This window comes from Sorangium sp. So ce1153 (assembly GCF_051521595.1).
Lineage (GTDB): Bacteria > Myxococcota_A > Polyangia > Polyangiales > Polyangiaceae > Sorangium.
Map to the genome: position 1 here is coordinate 6,756,377 of NZ_CP150361.1, position 19,371 is coordinate 6,775,747.

Genomic DNA, 19,371 nt, shown 5'->3' on the forward strand with positions numbered 1-19,371 from the left:
CCGACGGCATCCCACACGGCTCACGGCGGTTACACCACCCGCTTATGAACCACGTGAACCCACTCTAACATCTCGTACTTCCTGGGCAAAGGAATCGCTGCGCGCCACGTGAGCTCGACGCGCATCGCGTCCGCGTCGATCAGCACGGTGTCGAGGTGCGTGCGGTGCTCGGTGCGGGCGCCGAGCGCGAAGCTCGTGAACCCGAGATGCACGCGCGGCAGCGCGAAGGCCCACCGGCGGCCGCCCGGCGTCGCGCCGGTGACCTCGATCGGCTCATCGCCCCGCAGCGGCGCCGGCGACCACTGGTCCTCGGGCACGCAGACGTGGAATCGATCGTCGAAATCGTCCGGCAGGAGAGGCATCTTCGTCTCCATCCATCGGGGGCCGTAGGTGCCCGCAAACGAGGCGCGCGGCTGCCAGTGTCGATGGATGGCGCCGAAGCCGGCCGGCACGTCGTGGTGACCCCCGATCGGGTGATCCGGACTCTCGATCTGCGCGGCCGGCTGATCGACGAGCGAGCGCGCGTCGCGCACGGCGCCGCGACCGACGGTGTTCCTCGGCTCCCCGAACGGCCGCTCCGGGTCGGAGAGGTCGAGGCCGCCCCACGCGAGCTCGTACAGCAAAGGCACCGGCTCGACGATGGGCTGCGCCGGGCCCGGCGCGAGCCCGCCCATCGCGCCGAGCGTCCATGCACGCATGCCGTGAGCCCGGACCACCTTCGCGACGGGGCCCATCTTCAACGACACATCGACGTGCTTCGCCTGCCCCGGGGAGCGGGCGTGGGCGTGCCCGACCAGGAGCACGTCGGTCCCGGGCTTCTGGTCGAAGAGGTCGGAGGGCTTCCGGATGCTCGCCTTTGCCGCGTCCGGACCGTTGAACTCGTCGACCAGATAAGGCGCAGGCCCGTCCGGATCGATCGTCACGCCGCCGCGCGCGTCCACGAGGAAGGTGATCTTGACGATGACCGCGAGCCGATCGCGCCCTTCCTTCGTCTTGACCGGGACCGCGAGGTGCCGGCCCGGGGTCTGGTTGATGATGCGGATCATGGTCCGCCGAGGACCTCGAAGCGGCGGAGCCAGCGCTCGATCGAGACCTCGTCCCAGGGCGCGAAGAACGGCAGATCGGCGCCGCTCGCGGCGCGCAGCGGGCGCACCAGCGCGTCGACCTCCCGATAGGCCGCGGGCACCTGGCGCCGGTTCACGTCGCCGCGCTCAGGCGCGCCGCCCGCCTGGATCAACACCCCGCCGCCCGAGCCCGTCCGGGTCGACAGGCGCGACGCGCCGAGGCCGCCTCGGGCGCGCAGCTCGTCGAGCATCGAGGGCCCGAGCCACGTCAGCCAGCTGACGGTGCGGATCCGCCGGGAGAATGCCTCGGTGAGACGGACGTACTCCGCCACGTCATAACCCCAATACCTGCGCGCGTGCGCATAGATCGCGGCCGCGGGCGCCTGGTAGTTCTGCGCCTCGCAGTCGGAGAACGTGTACCCCGCGGCGCCCCAGCGGAGCCGGAGCTTCGCCGCGATGGCGGAGATCCGCGCGTGAAAGTCCGCGAGCGGCCATGTCTCCGGCACGGTCAGGTGCAGGACGGCGTGGGCAGGCAGGTGCAGCGCGTCCGAGCCCTCCGGGAGATCGCCGATCTCCGCCCAGAAGCGGTACGAGTACGGCGACGCCTCGAAGGGGTCGCGCGACCCGCTGCACACGACGGACATCTCGTCCCGCCCGAGCCGCACGAGGTTGGCAGAGATCTTCTGGTCCTCCGGTCCGCCGCCGGGCACCGGGGCGACGCCGAGGTTCGCGCAATGGGTCGCGATGTAATCGAGGTGCGCGCGCCGGACCGGCTCGGGGCGCTCGGCGCACGAGAGCGACGCGTGCACCAGCGCGGGGCCGATCCAGTCCCACACCATGGTATTGACCGCATCGAGCCGCGCCTCGTCCTCCGCGGCGAGCGGCTCGAGGTGGAAGACCGCGCCGAGCGCGCCGTAGACGATCGGCGTCCTGTTGGCCAGCCGCGCGAGCGGCTCCGGAGCGGGCCCCTGCATCACAGCTGCAAGGCGACGCGCGCGATGGGCGCGACGCTCCGGTGGAAGCGATAAAGGAGGTTCTGGAGCGCCGCGCGCGCCGGAGCGCGCTTGTACAGGAACTCGGCGTAATGAGCCCTGAACTCGGTGCGGCTCGACCCGAACGCGGGCAAGGTCTTCGATGGATTCATGACGACCTCGAACCCCTCCTCCGAGACGTAGTTCCGGATGGCGTTGAGCCACCACACGCTCGTCGCCTCGAGCTCGCTGCGGATCTCGGGGGTGATCGAGGTGGCGAGCTCGATGCGCAGGTTGGCGACATGATCGGTCGGCTCGACGTCCACCGGGAACTCGCGGTGCGGCCACGCCTCGAGGTACGTCGCGCGATCGTCGAGCCACGAGCGCACCAGGCCTTCGCGGACCGACATCTCGCTGCCGTCGAGCGGCAGCGTCCCGACGAGGCTCATCCGCGTCACCGGGCGGTCGGCGCCCGCGCGCCGGAGCTCCTCGACGACGTTGCGGAGGAAGAGCGGCGCGACGCCCGCGACGCGCAGCGTCCAGCGGTACGCTGGACCGAGGACGCCCTCGCCGTCCCAGGGCCCGTCGAGGCGCTCGGCCGCGCCGAGCAGCGGGTCGAAGACGGCCCCGCCCGCGGCGCCGCGGTTGACCGCCTCGATCACGGCGCGGAGCGAGGCGACCGACATCGGGAACTCGGCCGTGCCCGCGGTCACGACCTCGATGGTGAGCTCCTGCGGCTGGGCGCTCGCGCGGTACGCGACGAGCAGCCCTCCCGCGGCGAACTCCATGTCATGAAGAACGGGCACCGTTCACCTCTCGCGGGGTGGAGCTCGACCGCGGCGCGCTCCGGGTCGAGGGCCGGCCAGGCCGCCCTCGCAGCCCCGGGCGCCGCGGCGGCGTCACTTGCACCCCCCGTTGGCGGTCTTCTTGTTGTCGCAATTGGCCGGATCGCACGACTCGCAGCTCGGCACGATCGGCGGATCAGGCCTGCTGAACGCCTGATAGTCCTTGGCTTGCCCCTTGCTCATCGTGTCGCCAGGGCCCTTGATCTCGATCACCTGCCGGCCGATGAGCCCGTCCGGGAACTTCACCCGGATGCCCCGGTTCTGGAGCCGGAAGAGCGCGAACTTGATGCGGTTCGCCAGCGGCGCGCCGCGCATCAGGCCCCCCAGGGCGCCGAGGCCGACGATCCCCCAGGGGCCAGCCGGGATCCGGGGGTTCGCCAGCGCGCCGGTCACCGCGGTCGCGCCAGACCCCGCCAGGGAGCTCACGCCCGCCTGGTGCGCGGCGAGGACCGCGTTCGCCACGGCGCCGGCCGGGCCCGGCGCGTTCGTCAGGTTCGACGCGAGCTGGCCGGCCGACCCGGCGGCCCCGCCGAACACGACGGGCACCTCGCGCTGGATACGACCCGCCAGCTCGGGATTGTGGCGCCGGAGCTTGTCGTAGAACCTGTTGTTGAACGACCCGCGCTTCCCCTTCGGCTGCGAGCAATGCTCCTCGACGGCCTCGCGGAAGGCCTGGCACATCACATCCTTGTAGCCGGACGCCGCGAGCCCGCCTCCGCCATGGATGAGATCCTCGGGGGCCTGGACGGCCATCTCAGATGTTCCCGTTCGACTTGTCGCCGGTCCGCACGACGCCGCCGCCCTCGGCCTCGACGTCGGTCGACGCCATCAGGATGGCGACCATCCCCATGATCTTGTTGCTGACGACGCCCAGCGCGACGCCCGGCTGATCCCCGTTGGAGAGCGCGCTCTTGCCCTTCTTCGTCCACATCGGCGTGGCGATGCTGAGGGTCTTCGTCGTGTAGCCCGGGCCCATCGTCGAGGAGACGGCCACGTTGGGGTACGGCATGGGGACGGGGCCGCCGGGCGTCGGCGTCTTGCATATATCGAGCGGCCCCGACGTGACGGAGGTGTGGACCGACGCGACGCTCGCGCACATCTTGTTCTGGTTCAAGAGAGGCATGTTCGTTCGAGGTCCGTGCCAGTGCGCGGCGGAGGCCTCCTCGCTACTTGTCCGCCACCATGGGGGCAAGCTCGGGCTGAGGTCCGGTCGCGGTGAGCTTGATCGTCGACGATTTGAGGACAACGGAGCCGGCGGAGATCGTCACGTTGGACCCGCCGACCTTGAGCGCGATCGAGGCGGCGTTCATCGACAGCGCGCCGCCGACGGTGATGTTGAGCGTCGAGCCGCTCGAGATGGCGATATCCCCGCCGGCCTGCGCCGCCCACACGCCGCCGACGGTCGTGGCCTTGGCGCCGCCGACGTTGATCGCGACGTCCTTGCCGCTCGCCGAGATGAAGGCGCCGCCGACGGTCGTCGCGTGCGCGCCGAGCGTGAACGAGCTCGCGCCGGTCGCGCACGCCGCGATCTCGGCGCCGCCCACCGTGATGCTGGTGACCCCGGCGACGGCCATCCCGACGCCGAGCGCGGCCGCCTCGACGGCGCTGCCGCCGACCGTCTCGCTGAAGGAGGCCGGCGTGCTCGCGCTCACCGACATGGGCGTCATCGTCGTGTGGCTGCCGCCGATCGTGAGCGAGCGCGAGCCCTTGATATCGACCTTCTCGTCGCCGCTCACGGTCTCGGTCCGCGCCGCGCCGACCGAGATCGTCTGCGCCCCGCCGATCTCGATGTCCTCCTGCGCGCCGACGTCCAGCGTGGCGTTCGCGCCCACCGTCTGCTTGTGGTTCGATCCGACGCCGAGCGTCGCGACGTTCGCGACCTTCTCCGTCTTGTTGTTGGCGACGACGACGTTGAGATCCTTCTCCGCGTGGACATGGACGTGCTCGGAGCCCCCGCCGTCCTCCATGCGGATCTCGTTGTGGCCTCCGCCGCCCGGGCTCGCCGACGATTGCAGCGCCGATTGCGTCTTGCTGTCGGGCAGCTTGTAAGGCGGGCCGTATTTACCGTTGTAGACGCGGCCGAGGACGATGGGCCGATCCGGGTCGCCGCCCTCGAAATCGACGACGACCTCCCAGCCGACGCGCGGGATCGCCACCGAGCCGCTCGAGTGCATCTGCGCGACGCGCACCCAGCACGAGCTCTTGTCGTCGCCGTCGCCGCGCCGGTCCCAGGGGAACTGCACCTTGACGCGCCCGAACGCGTCTGTGTGGATCTCCTCGCCCGCGGGGCCCGTCACCGTCGCGAGCTGCGGCCCCGGTACGTCGCACTCCGGCGCCGACGCGGGCGGCCGGAACGGGAGGTCCTTCGGCAGGAGCAGGAAGTGGTTCCTGTAGGAGCCCGTCGCGGGCGCGTCCTCCCACACGTGCTCGATCTCGCGGACGACCCACTCGCCCTCGAGCGCCTGCTCCGGCACGTCGGTTACCTTCACGGTGTGGCCCGGCGTCAGCGACGTGACGGTGCTCGCGCCGCGCGCGCCCTGCGATGCGGCCTCGAACGCCTCGAGGCGGATCCGCGCGCGCCGCGCGCCCTCCGAGGGCTCGACATAGCGGCCGGGGTAATCGTAATGCTCGCGGCCGAGCGGCGCCTCGCCGCTCGCCGTGGCCTCGAGATCGAGCGCGGGCTTCTTGAAGTCGTGATCCCGGAGCGTCACCTTGGCCGGGCGGGCGCGCTCGAACAGGGCGAGGGCGGTGATGGCGTGGCCCGAGGTGAGCCCGCTCTCGTGCCGGAACGCGACCTCGGCGGACGGCTGCGCCTCCGTGTACGCCGAGCTCGAGTCGCCGAAGACGACGATCGCCCCGTCGTCGCCGTGCTCGTGGAAGTAGAAGATGCCGTCCTCCTCGAGGATACGCGAGACGAACGCGAAGGTGTCCTCGCCGAACTGCGTGCACACCTCGCGCTTCGGGTAGCTGCCGGAGAGCCGCCAGCGGACGCGGGACGCGTCGAGGCCTCGCTCCTCGAGCACCGCGGACACGATCTCCTGCGTGGTCTGCTCCTGGAAGATGCGGTGGTCCGTGGTCCACCGGAGGCCCGCGAGCGGCGACTCGAGCGTGACCGCGATCCGGTGCGGCTCGCTGCGGCTCGCGCCCTCGCGCACGCGCGTCACCACGCCGCAGAAGAGCCGCACCGCACCGCCGTCCTGGCTCGCCACGATCGCCGTCGCGCCCGCGCCGATCCAGCCGCTCGGGTCGATCGCGGGCGCGGAGAGCTCGAGCTCGACCTCGACCTGGTACGACAAGCTCAGCCCCTCGTGGGCGACGATGCTCCGCACGCGCGCGAGCTCTGGAGGCAACCCGTCGGTCGCGAAGAACGCCTGGTGGAGCGAGGTCGCGTCGGTCATCCGTTGTGCTCTATCTTCGAGGCCTTCTTCGTGATCGTCGCGCCCGGCGCGCCGATCATGGGCGCCTTGACCTCGATGCTCGACGGCTTGATCGTGAGCGACGCGCCGCCGACGCGGACCGATATCTCGCTCTCGGCCTCGATCTCGATCTTCGGGGCGTTGGCCAGCATCGCCCCGCCGACCGTGAAGGCGAGCCTCGACGTCGCGCTCTCCCCCACGTTCGACCCGGCCGCGATCACGTACGCGCCGCCGACCGTCTCGGCGGCCGCGCCCTTCACGGAGACGGCGCAGCCGGCGGCGCCCGCGTTGATCTTGGCGCCGCCGACCGTCTCGGCGCACGCGCCGCCCGTCAGGTGCGCGAGGCCGGTCGCCGCGGCGCTGACCCACGCGCCGCCCACCGTGACGCTCGCCGTGCCGAGCACGAGGCGGTTCACGCCCAGCGCGGAGATGGCCATCATCGTCCCGCCGATGGTCACCGAGCGGCCCCCCTTGGCGTCGAGGCTCGACCCCATGGTCGCGGTGACGCTGCGCGAGGCGCCGACCGTCGTGGTCTCGGAGCCGCCGACGACCACCGACCGGCTGCCCGACACCGTGAGCGACTCCGCGCCCCCGATGGTCACGCCCTGGTTCGACGTGACGCCGAGCTTGCGGTTCGAGCCGACCTTGGCGTCGAGGTTCGCGCCGATCGTCTCCTCCAGGTCGACGCCGACCTTCTCCATCTTGTTATCGCCGATGGCGACGTTCATGTCCTTCGACGCGTTGATGAAGATCTCCTCGCTGCCCTTCCTGTCCTCGAACCGGATCTCGTTCGACGAGCCGCCGCCCGGCGTCGTCGCGGTCTGCCACGCCGTCCGCGTCTTGTTGCCGGGGAGGCTGTACGGGACGGGGAACTGCCCGTCGTAGAGGTGCGCGCTCACGTAGGGGAAATCGACGTCGCCCTCGACGTGGTGCACGAGCACGTCCCAGCCGACGCGCGGCAGGACCATCGAGCCGCCGAGCGGGAACTGGCCGACGCGCATCCACGTCGAGGCGCTGTCGTCGCGCTTGCCCTCACGATCCCAGTAGAACTGCGCGCGGACGCGGCCGGACCTGTCGGGGTGGATCTCCTCGCCCGGCGCGCCCACGACGACCGCCGTCTCCGGGCCAGCCGGGTCGCGCGTGACCGGCCCGCGGCGCGCAGCGCGGTACGGCGTCGCCTTCGGGAGCGCGACCCACGTCATGCGGAGCGCCTCGCGCCCGCCCGTCGACGGGTCGCGGTGATCCGAGACGATGTACGTGACGCGCTCGACCAGGTAGCTGCCATCGAGCCCCTCCACCGGGTGCTCCGACAGATCGAAGGCGCGGCCGACGCGCAGCCGGGTCGTCGACGTCTCGCCCGCGACGACGACGCGGCGCGCGCGCAGCTCCTCCAGGCGCACCTGGGCGCGGCGCTTGCCATCGCCCGGCGCCGCGAACCGCCCGGGGAAGTCGTAGAGCTCGCGCGCGCCGCTGCCGGCCTTCTCGTCGAGCAGCAGGCGCGGTTTGTCGAAGTTGTAATCGCGGAGGCGAACCGCGTCGTGGGCGAGGCAAGCGCGCTTCGTCACCCGGTAAACGGCGCCCTCCGTCTCGAGCAGCTGCGCGTCGTCCCGGAACGAGAGCTCCGCGCCGCCGTCGATCGGAGCCGCCGCGGTCGAGTCGTCGCCGAGGACCAGCTTCGTCGCGCCGCTCTCGTGCTCGAACCAGTAGTAGATGCCCTCCTCGTCCAGCAATCGCTGGATGAAGTCCCAGTCGCTCTCGCGGTACTGGGCCGTGTAGGGCCGCGTGGCGTACGACGCGCTCGTGCGCCATTCGACGTCGGCCACCTGGCCGCGCTCCAGGACCTTCTTGACGATCTCGACGACCGTCATCTCCTGAAAGACGCGGCTGTCGCGCCCGATCGCGAGCGGCGAGACGGGCGAGCCCAGCGCGAGCTCGATCCGCGCGCCCTCCACGAGGTCGCCGACGTGGCGGACGGCCGAGACGACCACGCCGCGGGTGGGGAGCGCCCCGCCGAAGCCGTCGGAGAGCACGAGCTCGTAGGGCTTTCCCAGGAGCTCGCCAGGAGACGGGGCGCCGTCGCGCGTGAACACCTCGGCCGAGAGCTCGAAGGGGCACGAGAGCGCGACGGTCCCCTGGAGGCGCGCGACCTCGAGCGCGGTGCCGCCGACGGAGAGCTCGACGACGCGCGCCATCAGCCCACCAGGTTGGGGTTGCCGGAGATCTTGATGCTGCCCGACGCGTCGAGCGTGATGAGGCCCGCGAAGCTCGCGGAGCCGGGCGTGAGCGTCAGCACGCCGCCGCCGCCGAGCAGGTTCGCCACCCCGCCGACGAGGATGTTGATCTTCTTCGCGTTGATCGCGACCTTGCCCGCGGCGTTCATCGACGCCAGGCCGCCGACGGTCACCGCCGCGGGGCCCTTCGTGCCCCCGACCCGGTTCGCCGCCGCGGCGTGAACGCACGCGCCGCCGACCGTGGCCGCGTAGGCGCCGACGACCGACTCGGTGACGGAGCTGCCGGACGCGGTGATCTTCGCGCCGCCGACCGTCTCCGACCTGGCGCCCGCCACCGCGACGGAGACGCCCATGCCGGCCGCCGAGAGCATCGAGCCGCCGACCGTGAGCGAGTAGCTCGACGTGGCCGTCTTGTCGATGCCGAGCGCGGCGAGCGTCGTGTGGCTGCCGCCGGTCGTCTCGGTGTCGCTGCCCGCGATGAGCTGGCTGATGTTGCCGCTCACCGAGACGGCCTCCGACGCGCCGATCGACACCGTGCGGTCGCTGGTGACCTGGATGCCCTGGTCGGCCGTCACCGTGGAGGTCTGGTTCGCGCCGATCGACACGGTCTGGCTCGCGCCGATCGTGATCTGCTCGTCGACGCCCACCTCCACCCGCTCGTCGACGCCCACCTTCTCGGTCTTGTTGTTGTTCGTCTGCCCGTCGAAATCCTTCGACGCATTGACGAAGAACTCCTGCCCGCCGCCCCCGTCCTCCATCCGGATCTCGTTGGATTTGCCGCTCGCCGGGCTCGACGCGGTCTGGAGCGCCATCCGCGTCTTCGCGGCCGGATAGGGGTAAGGAGACGCCTTCTCGGCGTTGTACATCCGGCTCACCGCGATGGGCCGATCGGGATCGCCGTCGAAATAGACGATCGACATCTCCCACGTCATCCGCGCGAGGGCCATGGAGCCGCCGATGGGGAGCTGGACGACGCGCATCCAGCGCGAGCTCGTGTCGTCGTCCTTGCCGAGGCGGTCCCAGAAGAACTTGCCCTTCATGCGGCCGAGCTTGTCGGTGTGGATCTCGCCGCCCGGCCCCGTGACGACCGCGGAGTGGGCGCCTCGCAGCCGCGGGCGCGGGGCGGTCCGCGGCACGCGGAACGTGGTCGCGTGCGGGATCGCGGTGAACCGGTTCGTGTACGAGCGCCTGTCGTCGCTGTCGAGCCCGGGGCCGAGGCCGAGGCCGACGATCTCGTGCCGCACGGCGGTGAGCAGGTACTTCTGCGACAGGTGCGCGCCGGCCGTGTTCTCGAGCTCGAACCACGAGCCGGCGCGGAACGTCCAGCGATCGCTGTGGCCAGCGCCGACGCGGGCCCGGGCGAGGATCTCCTCGCAGCGGATCTTCGCCAGCGCCGCGCCCTCGTCCGGCGTCCTGTGGCCGGCGGCGTACTCGAAGCGCTCGCCGCGCGGCGATTCGACGCCGGGGTGGGTGGACGTGAGGTCGAGCTGAGGCGTCTCGAAGTTGTAATCGCCGACGGACGCCGCCTCCGGCGTCGCGATCGTCTCGAGCTCGAAATCGAGCACGCCGACGCCGTGATCGCGCCCGTCGAGGATGGGCCATTGCGTGACCCCCTCGATGGGAGGGAAGCTCGATTGCGCATCGGCGAACGTGACGTGCGTTCCGTCGCCGTCGTCGTGGATGAAGTAATGAATGCCCTCGTGCTCGAGCAGCCGGGAGGCGAAGCTCAGGTCCGTCTCGCGGTACTGGACGCAGTAGGTGCGCTTGCCGAGCGTGCGCTGCACCGACCACGCCACGTCGCCGGGAGGGACGCCGGCGCCCTCGAGCACCTCGGACACGATCGCCCTGGCGTCCTTCTCCTGGAACATGCGCACGTCGCTGCGCAGCGACAGGAGCGAGAGCTCGTGGACCAGCTCGACGAAGTAGCGCCGCCTGTGGCCGTGCTGTACGCCGTCGAACCGCACGGCGGAGACGACGAGGTGGAAATGGCGCACCGGGTCGCCGTCGACGCAGAGGGCGAGATGGGCCTTCTCGCCGATGGGGCGCTCGAGGTCGAGGTCGCCGGGCCCGACGAGCTCGACGGTGGCGTGGGTCGGCTGCGAGATGGCCTCCAGGACGGTCGCGGCCGTCGCGGTGAAGCCCGCCGGGATCGCGCTGCAGTCGAGGGAGAGCGAGAGGAGTTGCTCCACGGTCGACCTCAGTTGAGCCGGATGATGCGGCCGACGATCTTGTGGATGCCGGAGGCCCGCGCGGTGATGTCGTGCGCGACGGTCTCGACGAACCCCTGGGCGCGGACGACGAGGCTCGCCGCGCCGCTCGCGATGGCGAACTCGTGCTCCGCCGCGACGAGCACGCGGCGCGCCTTGATGAGAAACTCGTCGCCCTCGTCGACGCCTGGCGTGGGCGCGGTGCGCAGGGCGCCGAGCACGACCCAGCCTTCTCCCTCGCGCTGGACGACGAGCCGCTCGCCGCGGGCGAGGGCGGTGGCGAGCACGCTCGGCGAGAGCGCCTCGTCGAGCGCCGCCTCGATCTCGGCGCCGCCGAGGGAGAGCCGGGCCGCGCGGCCCTGCGCGTCGAACGCGACGAGCCGCGCGGCCATCAGCCCGCCGGCCGCCGGCTGCGCCTGCGACGCGGGCGGCGGCTCCGCGACCGGAGCGTCCGCCGCCGCGAGCGACGGGCGTGAAGGAACGTCGATCGCCCGCACCGCCGCCGTCCGCTTCCCTCGCCCCGCCATGCGGTCCTCCTGTATGCGTGAAGCCTCGTGCGAGGCTCTATCCGGCCACGATACACGAGGTGCGCCTCCACGCATCTCCAGAATGGCGCGCACGGCGCCGGCAGCTCCAGACTCCGTCCAGAAACATTTCCAGGGAAGCGGTAGGGAGAATGCTTGAGCTTCTCGCCCCCTGTTCCGGTATCCCTGTTCGAATCCGGCCAGCGCCCCATGAACGCTGGCGCGCCTCGTCGCGAGGCGATCGACCTGCAACCAGAGCAGGCGCTACCATCGACGCCTGCCATGGGCCACATCGTCCGCCGCGCGTCGTGGGGAGTCATCGATCTGGATACCCGAACCGGGCACATCTTCGTGCAAGAGGAGTGGCGTTATGTGTGGCAGCTCGATCCAGGGGCCCGGCCGTGGACATTGAGAGAACGGCGGCGGTTCCATGACATCGCCGACAGGCACATCTGGGGCACGTGGAGCCGTCAGCTCCGGGTCCGGCCGACGGGCACGCACCGGCTGGCCAATCCAGCGCGCGATCTGCCCATCGAGTTCGACATCCGGTGGGTGCTCGCCGGAGGCCACTGGACAGTCAACGTGAGAAAGCTCACGCCCGGGACCCCCTCGCCCCGGAGCTGGGTCAACTTCGGCGCGCGCCTGATCCAGCTCGATCACCTCGACGGCATCCCCTACACCGCCGGAAACGCGGCGCATCAATCGAGGAGCAATTTCTACACGATACCGCACGAGTTCGGTCACACGCTGCCGACGGCGGCCGGCAGCGCGCTGCCGGTCGGCGATGAGTACAACACGGGTCACGCGCACCTCGCCGACACCGACAGCCTGATGAACATCGGCCGTCAGGTCCGCAGCCGCCATGTCCAGGCCGTCGTGGACGAGCTCAACGCCATGCTGCCCGACCTGCAGTTCTCGACGGCGCCCTGACGGCGTGGGCGGCGCTGGCGCGGACAGCGGCGCTGGCGCCGGCGAGCTGGGCGAGCTGGACATGCGCGATGAGGGCGGCGACGATGCCCTGGTGCCGGCATCTGGCAGGGACGAGGACGACGAGGCCGCGGCGGAGCGCGGCGCGCCGCACGGCGTGACGCTGATCGATCATGCGCAGATGTCCGCCGAGCTCGCCGAGGGCGATCGCGCGCTCGCGCGTGTGCTGGAGACGCGTGGGCTCACGGAAGCGCAGTGGAACGAGTCCACGCTTTACTGGATGCAGCGAATGGGCGACGACGTGATGGACCACGCCGAGCGCGCGCGCATTCCCATCGTCTACTCGGACTTCTTCGCGAAGGCGCAGGACGCGCTCAAGCCGCTGCCGGCGATGGACGTCGAGGGATACGCGACGCTGGTCGCCGCCATCCAGGCGGCCGGCTCGCCGGCGCAGCCGCTCGCGGCGCGCGGGCTGTCGACCGCCGACTACCTGCGGCTGTCGCGCCATTTCGCGCGCGCCATGGCGGCGGACACAGAGCTGGCCAGGCGATTCTTCGAGGTGCTGCAAGCGCTCGCGCCGCCGGCGGACGAGGTCGAGGTCTGACCGACGCGGCAGGAGGGCGCTGCGCCTGCGACCCCCTGGCCGCAGCGGCGGCTCACCCCGGCGAATCGGGCGCGGGTCGCGCCGCGGCCACCAGCTCGCGGTAGGTCCGGGCGAGCGCCGGGTCGGCGGCGAGGCGCAGCGTCCAGGCGCGCTGCAGGCGGGCATAGGAGGCGAGCGACAGCCTGGCGCGCGCGAGCACGGCGCTCGGGGGCTCGCCCGCCTCGATGTGCGCGGCGAGGCGGGCGTATTCCTCGAGCGGCAACGTGGGCCCGGGCGAGCCAAGCTCCGCCTGCGCGGCGGTGTAGGCGCGATCGAGGTCCTGGCCGAGCGAGAGGTCCGACTGGAGCGCGGCGGTCGCGACGCGGAGGAGCCACGTCATCTCGACGTCCATCCAGCGCATCTCGTCGAGCCCGTGCGAGGCCAGGATGGTGGCTCGATCGGCCGGCGTCTCGGCGAGCTCGGCGGAGATGCGGGCGTAGGTGTCGAGATCGACGCCTTCCACAGGGGAGCGCGGCACCGGCTGCGTCGGGTCGGGGCCGCCGGGGAGCTGCGGGAGGGGGGGTCGGCTTTCGGGCATCGGGCGCCCATCATACCCCCGCGGGAGGCGCGGGCGCCGCGAGCAGCACACGCGTCAGCTCGAGCGACGCGCCGACCAGGCCCGCGTCCCGCTCCATCGCGGAGATCGCACCCGCGCGCGCGGTTGCTGGCGTGATCCCACCGTGGCACCCTCGCCCTGATCCCGGGCGGGCGCGCGCGGCGGACCTCATGAAGCGGATCGCTCGGCGGGTCCCGGCTCGGACGGAGGAACCAGAGATGAACGACACCAGGCCGAAGATCGAGATCGTGGCCTCGCCGCAGCGGCCAGAGGGGCTGCGCAGGCTCCGTGGAAGGGGGGCGCGCCCATGACCGTCCAGCTCAACCACACCATCGTTCCGGCGAAGAACAAGAAGGTGTCCGCCACCTTCATGACCGAGATCCTGGGCCTCCCCGCCCCGCAGCCGTTCGGACATTTCCTGGCGGTGCGGCTCGACAACGACGTCACGCTCGACTTCATGGAGAGCGCCGAGGACTTCCGCCCTCAGCACTTCGCCTTCCTGGTCAGCGAGGCAGAGTTCGACGAGATCTTCGGCCGGATCCGCGAGCGCCAGCTGCCGTACTGGGCGGATCCACAGGCGCAGCACCCCGGCGAGATCAACCACCACGACGGCGGGCGCGGCGTGTATTTCCCCGACCCTGACGGGCACTACCTCGAGATCATCACCCGTCCTTACGGCAGCGGCGGCTGAGCGCCGTTGTCTCGTCCAGCCCTCAGTCCGGCATGCCGCACGTGAAATCGATTCCGTGGCTCCTTTTCCTCAGCCCCCGGCCTGTCTCGCTGGCAGCACGGCGGCCTTGCCCCCGCCGCCCGCGCGCGTGAGCGCATACGCGATGCCGCTCCGGAGCGTCCCGAAGGTGAGCACCGTCCTGAGGTCGATGCCGAGCGCCACCAGCGTCTGCGCCACATCGGCGCGGACCCCCGTGATCACCGCCTGCGCGCCGAGCAGGCGCAGCGCGGCCGTGGTCCTGAGCAGCGTGCCCGCCACCGCTGTGTCGATCGTCCGGATGCCGGTGATGTCCAGGATGACCATCCTCGCGCTCACGTCCTCCGCGCCGCGGAGCGCCGCCTCCTGCATCTGCGCGGCGCGGTCTGCGTCCAGCGTGCCGATGAGCGGCATCACCACGACGCCCTCGGCGATGGGGAGCAGCGGCGTGGACAGCTCCGCGAGCCGCTCCCGCTGCGCGCGGATGACCTCTTCCTGCAAGATCACGCGCGCCTGCTCGGCCCGCCCCCGCTCCGCGAGCTCGATCGTCAGCTGCTCGTTCGCCTGCCGGAGCTCCTCCGTCCGGCGCTGCACGCTGGTCTCCAGGATCTCGTTCGAGCGCCGCAGCTCGTCCGTCACGCTCTGCACGTGCGCGTAGAGCCGCGCGTTCTCGACGGCGATGGCCGCCTGGCACGCGAGCAGCGAGGAGAGCTCCACGCGCGCCGGCGTGAACACCGACGACGCCGCGTTGTTCTCCAGATAGAGCACCCCGATGCGCCTGCCCTGGTGCTTCAGCGCGAGGCAGAGGACCGAGCGGACGCGCTGGCGCGCGACGTGGGGATCGTCCGAGAACGCCGCGCTCGCCGACGCGTCGTCGAGGACGAGGGTGCGGCCGGCGTGCGCGACGCGACCCACGATGGCCCGGCTATAGGCGACCGCGGCGGCGGCGTTCGCCGCGCGGTCGACGGTGACGCCCGCCGGACCGAACGAGATCTCCGCCTCCGGGGCGAGCTCCCCCTCGCGGTCGAGGAGCAGCACGCCGCGCTGCGCCCCTGCGCTCTCGGCGATGATCCGCATCATCCGGTCGAGCACCCGGTCGAGCACGAGCTCGCCGGCGATCGCGTGCGCGGCGTTCATCACCATCTCCAGGTCGAGCACGTCCGGGTGGCCGGTCGTCGACCTGTAGCTCGAGGTGCGGAGCGCGATGGTGACGGTGCTGCTCGTCATCTTCTGGTCGGCGTCGGCCCTGGCCGGCGCTGCCGGGCGGACGAGCAGCCCGGGGTGGTCCGCGGCGATCGACCGCACCTTGGTCGTCGCGCCCCACTGAAAGTAGCCGTAATAGGCGTCCGTCATGTAGCCGCGCGCGATCTTCGGCCTCCCCCGCGCGAGGTGGTACTTCGCGGCGAGCTCGTTCGCGAGCGCCTCGTCGCGGCCGATCCCGCTCTCGCGGGCCGCCGTGATCGCCGCCTCGTACCCGTCCGTCGCCGCCGTGTCGTCGCCCCGGACGCGGGCGAGCTCCGCGTCCACGAGGAGGAGCTTGTGCCGGAAGTTCTCCGGGCAGCCCTCCGCCCAGCGCGCGAGCTTGTCGCGCTGGGCCGCGATCATCGCCTCGTGGCGCGCCCTGTCGGCGGAGGTCGCGTCGTCGCAGAGCGCCGCCAGCGTCAAGCAGGCGAGCAGCGGGAGCTCCGTCATGATGTAGAGGCCCGACGCGTAAGCGGCGACCTCCTCGGCCGCGAGCACGTGATCGAGCGCCGCGCGAGGATCCCCGCGCAGGAACAGCGCCTGTCCGCAGAGGACGTGCTGATAGTAGACGTGCACCTTGACGCCGCTCGACTCCGCCTCGGCCAGGAACTGCGCTTCATCGAACGCGCCGTCGCTCAGCGATCCCTCGTCCCTCGTCAGGCCGAGCAGGCACGCCGCCATCTGGCGGGTGAGCCGGAGCATGCGCTCGGACATGACGTCCCTCGTGCGCTGGGTGAGCGTGATGTCCTCGCCGGCCTGCTTGAGGACCGCCCCGAGATCGTCGCCCATGCCGAGACGGATGGAGAGGGCGTTGTTGACGGCGTAAGAGAGGTACGTCAGGTCGCCCGTCGTGAAGCCCGCCTCGACGGCGCGCCCGAGCCGCGCGAGCGCGGCACGGAGGGGGCGCGAGAAGATGAGCGGGATGCCCGTGTTCAGGTAGAGCTTGCAGAGGAGCTCGGGGCTCGGGAACCGCTCGGCGAGCGCGAGCGCGAGCTCGCCGAACTCGTAGCTCTGCCGGTACCGGCCGTAGGCCCCGGCGAGGAGGAACGAGTAGGTGCCATAGGCGAAGGGGGCGACCTCGGAGTGGCCTCGCTCGAGACAGGTGTTCACGAGCTTCGTCAGGAAGAAGAAGCCGACGGTCGTGCTCACCACCCAGCCGGGCACATAGACGTTCATGAGGAGGCGGAGGAGCGCCTTGTCCTCCGGCGCCGCGAGCTCCGGCGCGTCGACGACGCTCGCGATCGAGCGGCCGGCGAGGTTCTTCTCCACGAGCGCCATCTGCTCGGCGAGCGCCGCTTGCCACCCGGCGTCGTCCTCGGGCGCGGCGACGCCGAAGTGCGCGAGCCCGGCGAGCCCGGCGCGCAGCGCCTCCGCGGGCTTGCCCGCCCCGACGTAGAGCGTGGCGCGCAGCGAGTGGATGTCCGCGCGCTCCGCCAGCGACCGCGCGCGCGCGAGGAGGTCGTCGAACAGGCGCTCCGCCCGCTCCTCCTTGCCGCTCAGCAAGGCGCACTCGGCCCACAGGAGGCGCAGGGCGAAGGCGAGCTCCTCATCGCCCGCGGCGCCGCCGGGCGGGAGGAGCGCGGCGCCGGCCGCGAGGATCTCCTCGGCGGCGGCGCTCGCCATCCGGCCGCGGGCCCGCTTGCCGGCGGCGAGGTCGAGGCGCGCGAGCTCGAGCCGCTCGGCCGGGTCCTCGAGGAGCGCCGCGCCCTGGTTCAGGTGGCGCACGAGCTCGAACAGCTCGCCGTCGCCGAGGCCGCCGTCCGGCGGCGCCTTGTCGCGGAGGTGCCTGCCGATGCGGAGGTGGACCGCGCGCCGCTCCTCCGCGCCGAGGAGCTCGTACGCGGCCTGTTGCCCCCGCTCGTGCGCGAAGCCGAACGAGCCGCCCGGCGCCGCGGGGAGCGCCGTGCCTCCGGCCGGTCCGGTCAGGGAATCCAGGGCGCTGTAGCCCCCGTCGAGGGCGACGAGCAGGCCCTCCGAGAGCGCCTCCCACACGCCGGCGGCGAGCGCGCGGGGGTCGCGGTCGCCGATCGCGACGAGCAGATCGAGCGAGAACTCGACGCCGATGCACGCGGCGAGCGCGAGGAGGCGCTGCGTCTCCGGCGCGAGCCGCTTGATCCTGCGGGTCAGGACGACGAGCACGTCGCCCGTGTCCAGCCGCTCGCGCACCTGATCGAGGTCCCACGCGAGCCGGCCGGCGCGCGGATCGAAGGCGATGAGCCCCTCGGCCTCGAGCGCCACGAGGAGCTGGCCCAGGAAGAAGGGATTGCCCCGCGCCTGGCCGTCGAGGAGGTCCGCGAGCGGCGCCGCCTCCGCCGCGGGGCAGCCGAGGGCGTCGGCGACGAACCGGCCGGCGCCGGCCCGCGACAGCGGGGCGAGCGCGAGCTCCACGACCGCGCCGCCGCGGCGCTCCACCTCGCGCCGCGCGAGCGCGAGCGGGTGGGCGTCATCCACCTCGGCGTCGCGGTAAGCGCCGATGACGAGCAGGTGGCCGCTCTCCGGGTCGGTGAGCTGGGCTTCCAGCAGCCTGAGCGACGCCGCGTCGGCCCACTGGAGGTCGTCGAGGCAGAGCGCCAGCGGGTGATCGGCGGTGGCGACGACCCGGAGCGCGCGCTGGAGGGCGAGCATCAGGCGGTTCTGCGACTCCGCGGGGCCGAGCGGCGGGATGGCCGGCTGCGCGCCGAGGAGCGGCCCGAGCTCGGGGATGATCTCGGTGAGCGCCCGCCCGTTCGGGCTGACCGCGGCGCCGAGATCCCTCGCGATCCGCGCCGACACCTCGCCGCGCTGCGCGAGGATCTGCCGGGCGAGATCGCCGAAGGCGCGCGCGACGGCCGCGTAAGGGGCGCTGCGGCCCTGCGGAGGGTCGAACTTCCCGGCGATGAAGTAGCCTCGTCGCGAGGCGCTCAGCCGGCGGATCTCGTTCGCCAGGGCCGACTTGCCCACGCCCGCGCCGCCCCGGATGAGGACGAGCTCGGCCGCGCCGTCGCTCGAGCGTTCGAAGGCGGCGGCGAGCGACGCGAGCTCCGCCTCGCGCTCGTGGAGCCGCTGGGGGAGCCGGACCCTGTCGCGGAGATCCGCCTCGCCGAGGGGAAACGGCGTGACCGCCCCGGCCTCGTCCCAGCCGCGGAGGCACCTCTCGAGATCTCGCCGGAGCGCCCCGGCGCCCTGATACCGGTCCTCGGCCGCCTTCGACAGGAGCTTCATCACGATGTTCGAGACCGCCTCCGGCACCTCCGGAGCGCGCGCGTTGAGCGGCGAGGGCGTCCGGGCGATGTGGCAGTGCACGAGCTCCAGGGCGTCGCTCGACGAGAAAGGGAGCGCGCCGGAGAGCATCTCGTAGAGGGTGACGCCGATCGAGTAGAGGTCCGTCCGGCTATCGATGACGCGGTTCACCCGCCCGGTCTGCTCCGGGGAGATGTACGCGAGGGTGCCCTCGAGCGCTTGCGGCACGGGGGCCCGCTGGACCTCCTGCGACAGGCGCGTCGCGATCCCGAAGTCGAACAGCGTGATGCGAGAGCGCGCGCCGTCCACGAGCAGGTTGTGCGGCTTGATGTCCTTGTGGACGATGCGCTGGCGGTGCAGCGCGTCGACCGTGCCGGCGAGGGAGATGGCGAGCCGCAGCGCCGTGCCGACGTCGAGGCGCCCTTCCTTCATGACGTCGACGAGCGGGCGACCGCCGTCGTCGGCCAGCACGAGCGCGAGCGCGTTCCTGTGCTTCATCAGGTCGAGCGCCCTCGCGACCCCGGGGACGTCGATGTCCTTCAGGATGGCATATTCGTGCCGGATCCTGGCGACGTCGCTCGGATCCGGGTACTCGCCCGGCGGCAGCTTGACCGTGACGAGCGCTCCGTCGTCATCCCGGTAACCGCGGTAGAGCACCGCGCCCGTGCCCGCGTATATCTGCTCCGTGACGACATAACGGTCGATACGAAACATCTCCGCTCGTGACATCGCGCTCCCCCGAGTCGCGACAGGCGTGTCTGGGCGCTTGTCGCGCGGCGATGATAGTCACGCGCGCGCCACGGGATCAAGCCGAGCAACC

14 protein-coding genes are annotated in these 19,371 nt (G+C 71.9%); 3 read left to right on the forward strand and 11 right to left on the reverse strand.

Features of this window, described 5'->3' with window-relative positions:
• Nucleotides 1–29 precede the first annotated feature (29 nt).
• From WME85_RS24270 to WME85_RS24310, 9 genes are all read right to left on the reverse strand, one after another.
• Nucleotides 30–1,046 (reverse strand): DUF2169 family type VI secretion system accessory protein, encoded by a 1,017-nt coding sequence (locus WME85_RS24270; protein ID WP_437841374.1) that lies wholly within the window; start codon nucleotides 1,044–1,046, stop codon nucleotides 30–32.
• Entirely contained in the window at nucleotides 1,043–2,038 is a 996-nt protein-coding gene (locus WME85_RS24275; protein WP_437841377.1) for a type VI immunity family protein, read from the reverse strand. The genes WME85_RS24270 and WME85_RS24275 overlap by 4 nt, the downstream gene beginning before the upstream one ends.
• Nucleotides 2,038–2,841 (reverse strand): hypothetical protein, encoded by an 804-nt coding sequence (locus tag WME85_RS24280; RefSeq protein ID WP_437841379.1) that lies wholly within the window; start codon nucleotides 2,839–2,841, stop codon nucleotides 2,038–2,040. Before WME85_RS24280 ends, WME85_RS24275 begins: the two co-directional genes overlap by 1 nt.
• Before the next feature lie 93 nt (nucleotides 2,842–2,934).
• The gene (locus WME85_RS24285; RefSeq protein WP_437841381.1) at nucleotides 2,935–3,633 is read right to left on the reverse strand and encodes a hypothetical protein; all 699 of its coding nucleotides are present in this window, start codon (nucleotides 3,631–3,633) and stop codon (nucleotides 2,935–2,937) included.
• Nucleotide 3,634: 1 nt separating this feature from the next.
• Nucleotides 3,635–3,994 (reverse strand): PAAR-like domain-containing protein, encoded by a 360-nt coding sequence (locus WME85_RS24290; RefSeq protein WP_437760552.1) that lies wholly within the window; start codon nucleotides 3,992–3,994, stop codon nucleotides 3,635–3,637.
• 52 nt (nucleotides 3,995–4,046) lie between these two features.
• Nucleotides 4,047–6,278, reverse strand: coding sequence for a type VI secretion system Vgr family protein (locus WME85_RS24295; RefSeq protein WP_437841384.1), 2,232 nt, complete (start codon nucleotides 6,276–6,278; stop codon nucleotides 4,047–4,049).
• Entirely contained in the window at nucleotides 6,275–8,488 is a 2,214-nt protein-coding gene (locus tag WME85_RS24300) for a type VI secretion system Vgr family protein (protein ID WP_437841387.1), read from the reverse strand. Before WME85_RS24300 ends, WME85_RS24295 begins: the two co-directional genes overlap by 4 nt.
• Nucleotides 8,488–10,716: a type VI secretion system Vgr family protein gene (locus WME85_RS24305; RefSeq protein WP_437841389.1), complete on the reverse strand. Its 2,229-nt coding sequence runs from the start codon at nucleotides 10,714–10,716 to the stop codon at nucleotides 8,488–8,490. The genes WME85_RS24300 and WME85_RS24305 overlap by 1 nt, the downstream gene beginning before the upstream one ends.
• An 8-nt stretch (nucleotides 10,717–10,724) precedes the next feature.
• On the reverse strand, nucleotides 10,725–11,261 hold the full coding sequence (locus WME85_RS24310) for a hypothetical protein (protein ID WP_437841390.1): 537 nt from the start codon (nucleotides 11,259–11,261) through the stop codon (nucleotides 10,725–10,727).
• Nucleotides 11,262–11,540: 279 nt separating this feature from the next.
• Between WME85_RS24310 and WME85_RS24315 the strand changes: the two genes are divergently transcribed.
• Nucleotides 11,541–12,188 carry a hypothetical protein gene (locus WME85_RS24315; protein WP_437841393.1) on the forward strand — a complete coding sequence of 216 codons (648 nt, stop codon included), beginning with the start codon at nucleotides 11,541–11,543 and terminating at the stop codon, nucleotides 12,186–12,188.
• A 4-nt stretch (nucleotides 12,189–12,192) separates the two neighbouring features.
• Nucleotides 12,193–12,789 carry a hypothetical protein gene (locus WME85_RS24320; RefSeq protein ID WP_437841395.1) on the forward strand — a complete coding sequence of 199 codons (597 nt, stop codon included), beginning with the start codon at nucleotides 12,193–12,195 and terminating at the stop codon, nucleotides 12,787–12,789.
• A 52-nt stretch (nucleotides 12,790–12,841) separates the two neighbouring features.
• Here WME85_RS24320 and WME85_RS24325 read toward each other — a convergent pair whose 3' ends face one another.
• Nucleotides 12,842–13,366: a hypothetical protein gene (locus WME85_RS24325; protein ID WP_437841397.1), complete on the reverse strand. Its 525-nt coding sequence runs from the start codon at nucleotides 13,364–13,366 to the stop codon at nucleotides 12,842–12,844.
• 325 nt (nucleotides 13,367–13,691) lie between these two features.
• Between WME85_RS24325 and WME85_RS24330 the strand changes: the two genes are divergently transcribed.
• Nucleotides 13,692–14,075 (forward strand): VOC family protein, encoded by a 384-nt coding sequence (locus WME85_RS24330; protein WP_437841399.1) that lies wholly within the window; start codon nucleotides 13,692–13,694, stop codon nucleotides 14,073–14,075.
• A gap of 69 nt (nucleotides 14,076–14,144) precedes the next feature.
• Here the strand turns inward: WME85_RS24330 and WME85_RS24335 are convergent, their stop codons facing one another.
• Nucleotides 14,145–19,265, reverse strand: coding sequence for a protein kinase domain-containing protein (locus WME85_RS24335; RefSeq protein ID WP_437841402.1), 5,121 nt, complete (start codon nucleotides 19,263–19,265; stop codon nucleotides 14,145–14,147).
• Between the last annotated feature and the right edge of the window lie 106 nt (nucleotides 19,266–19,371).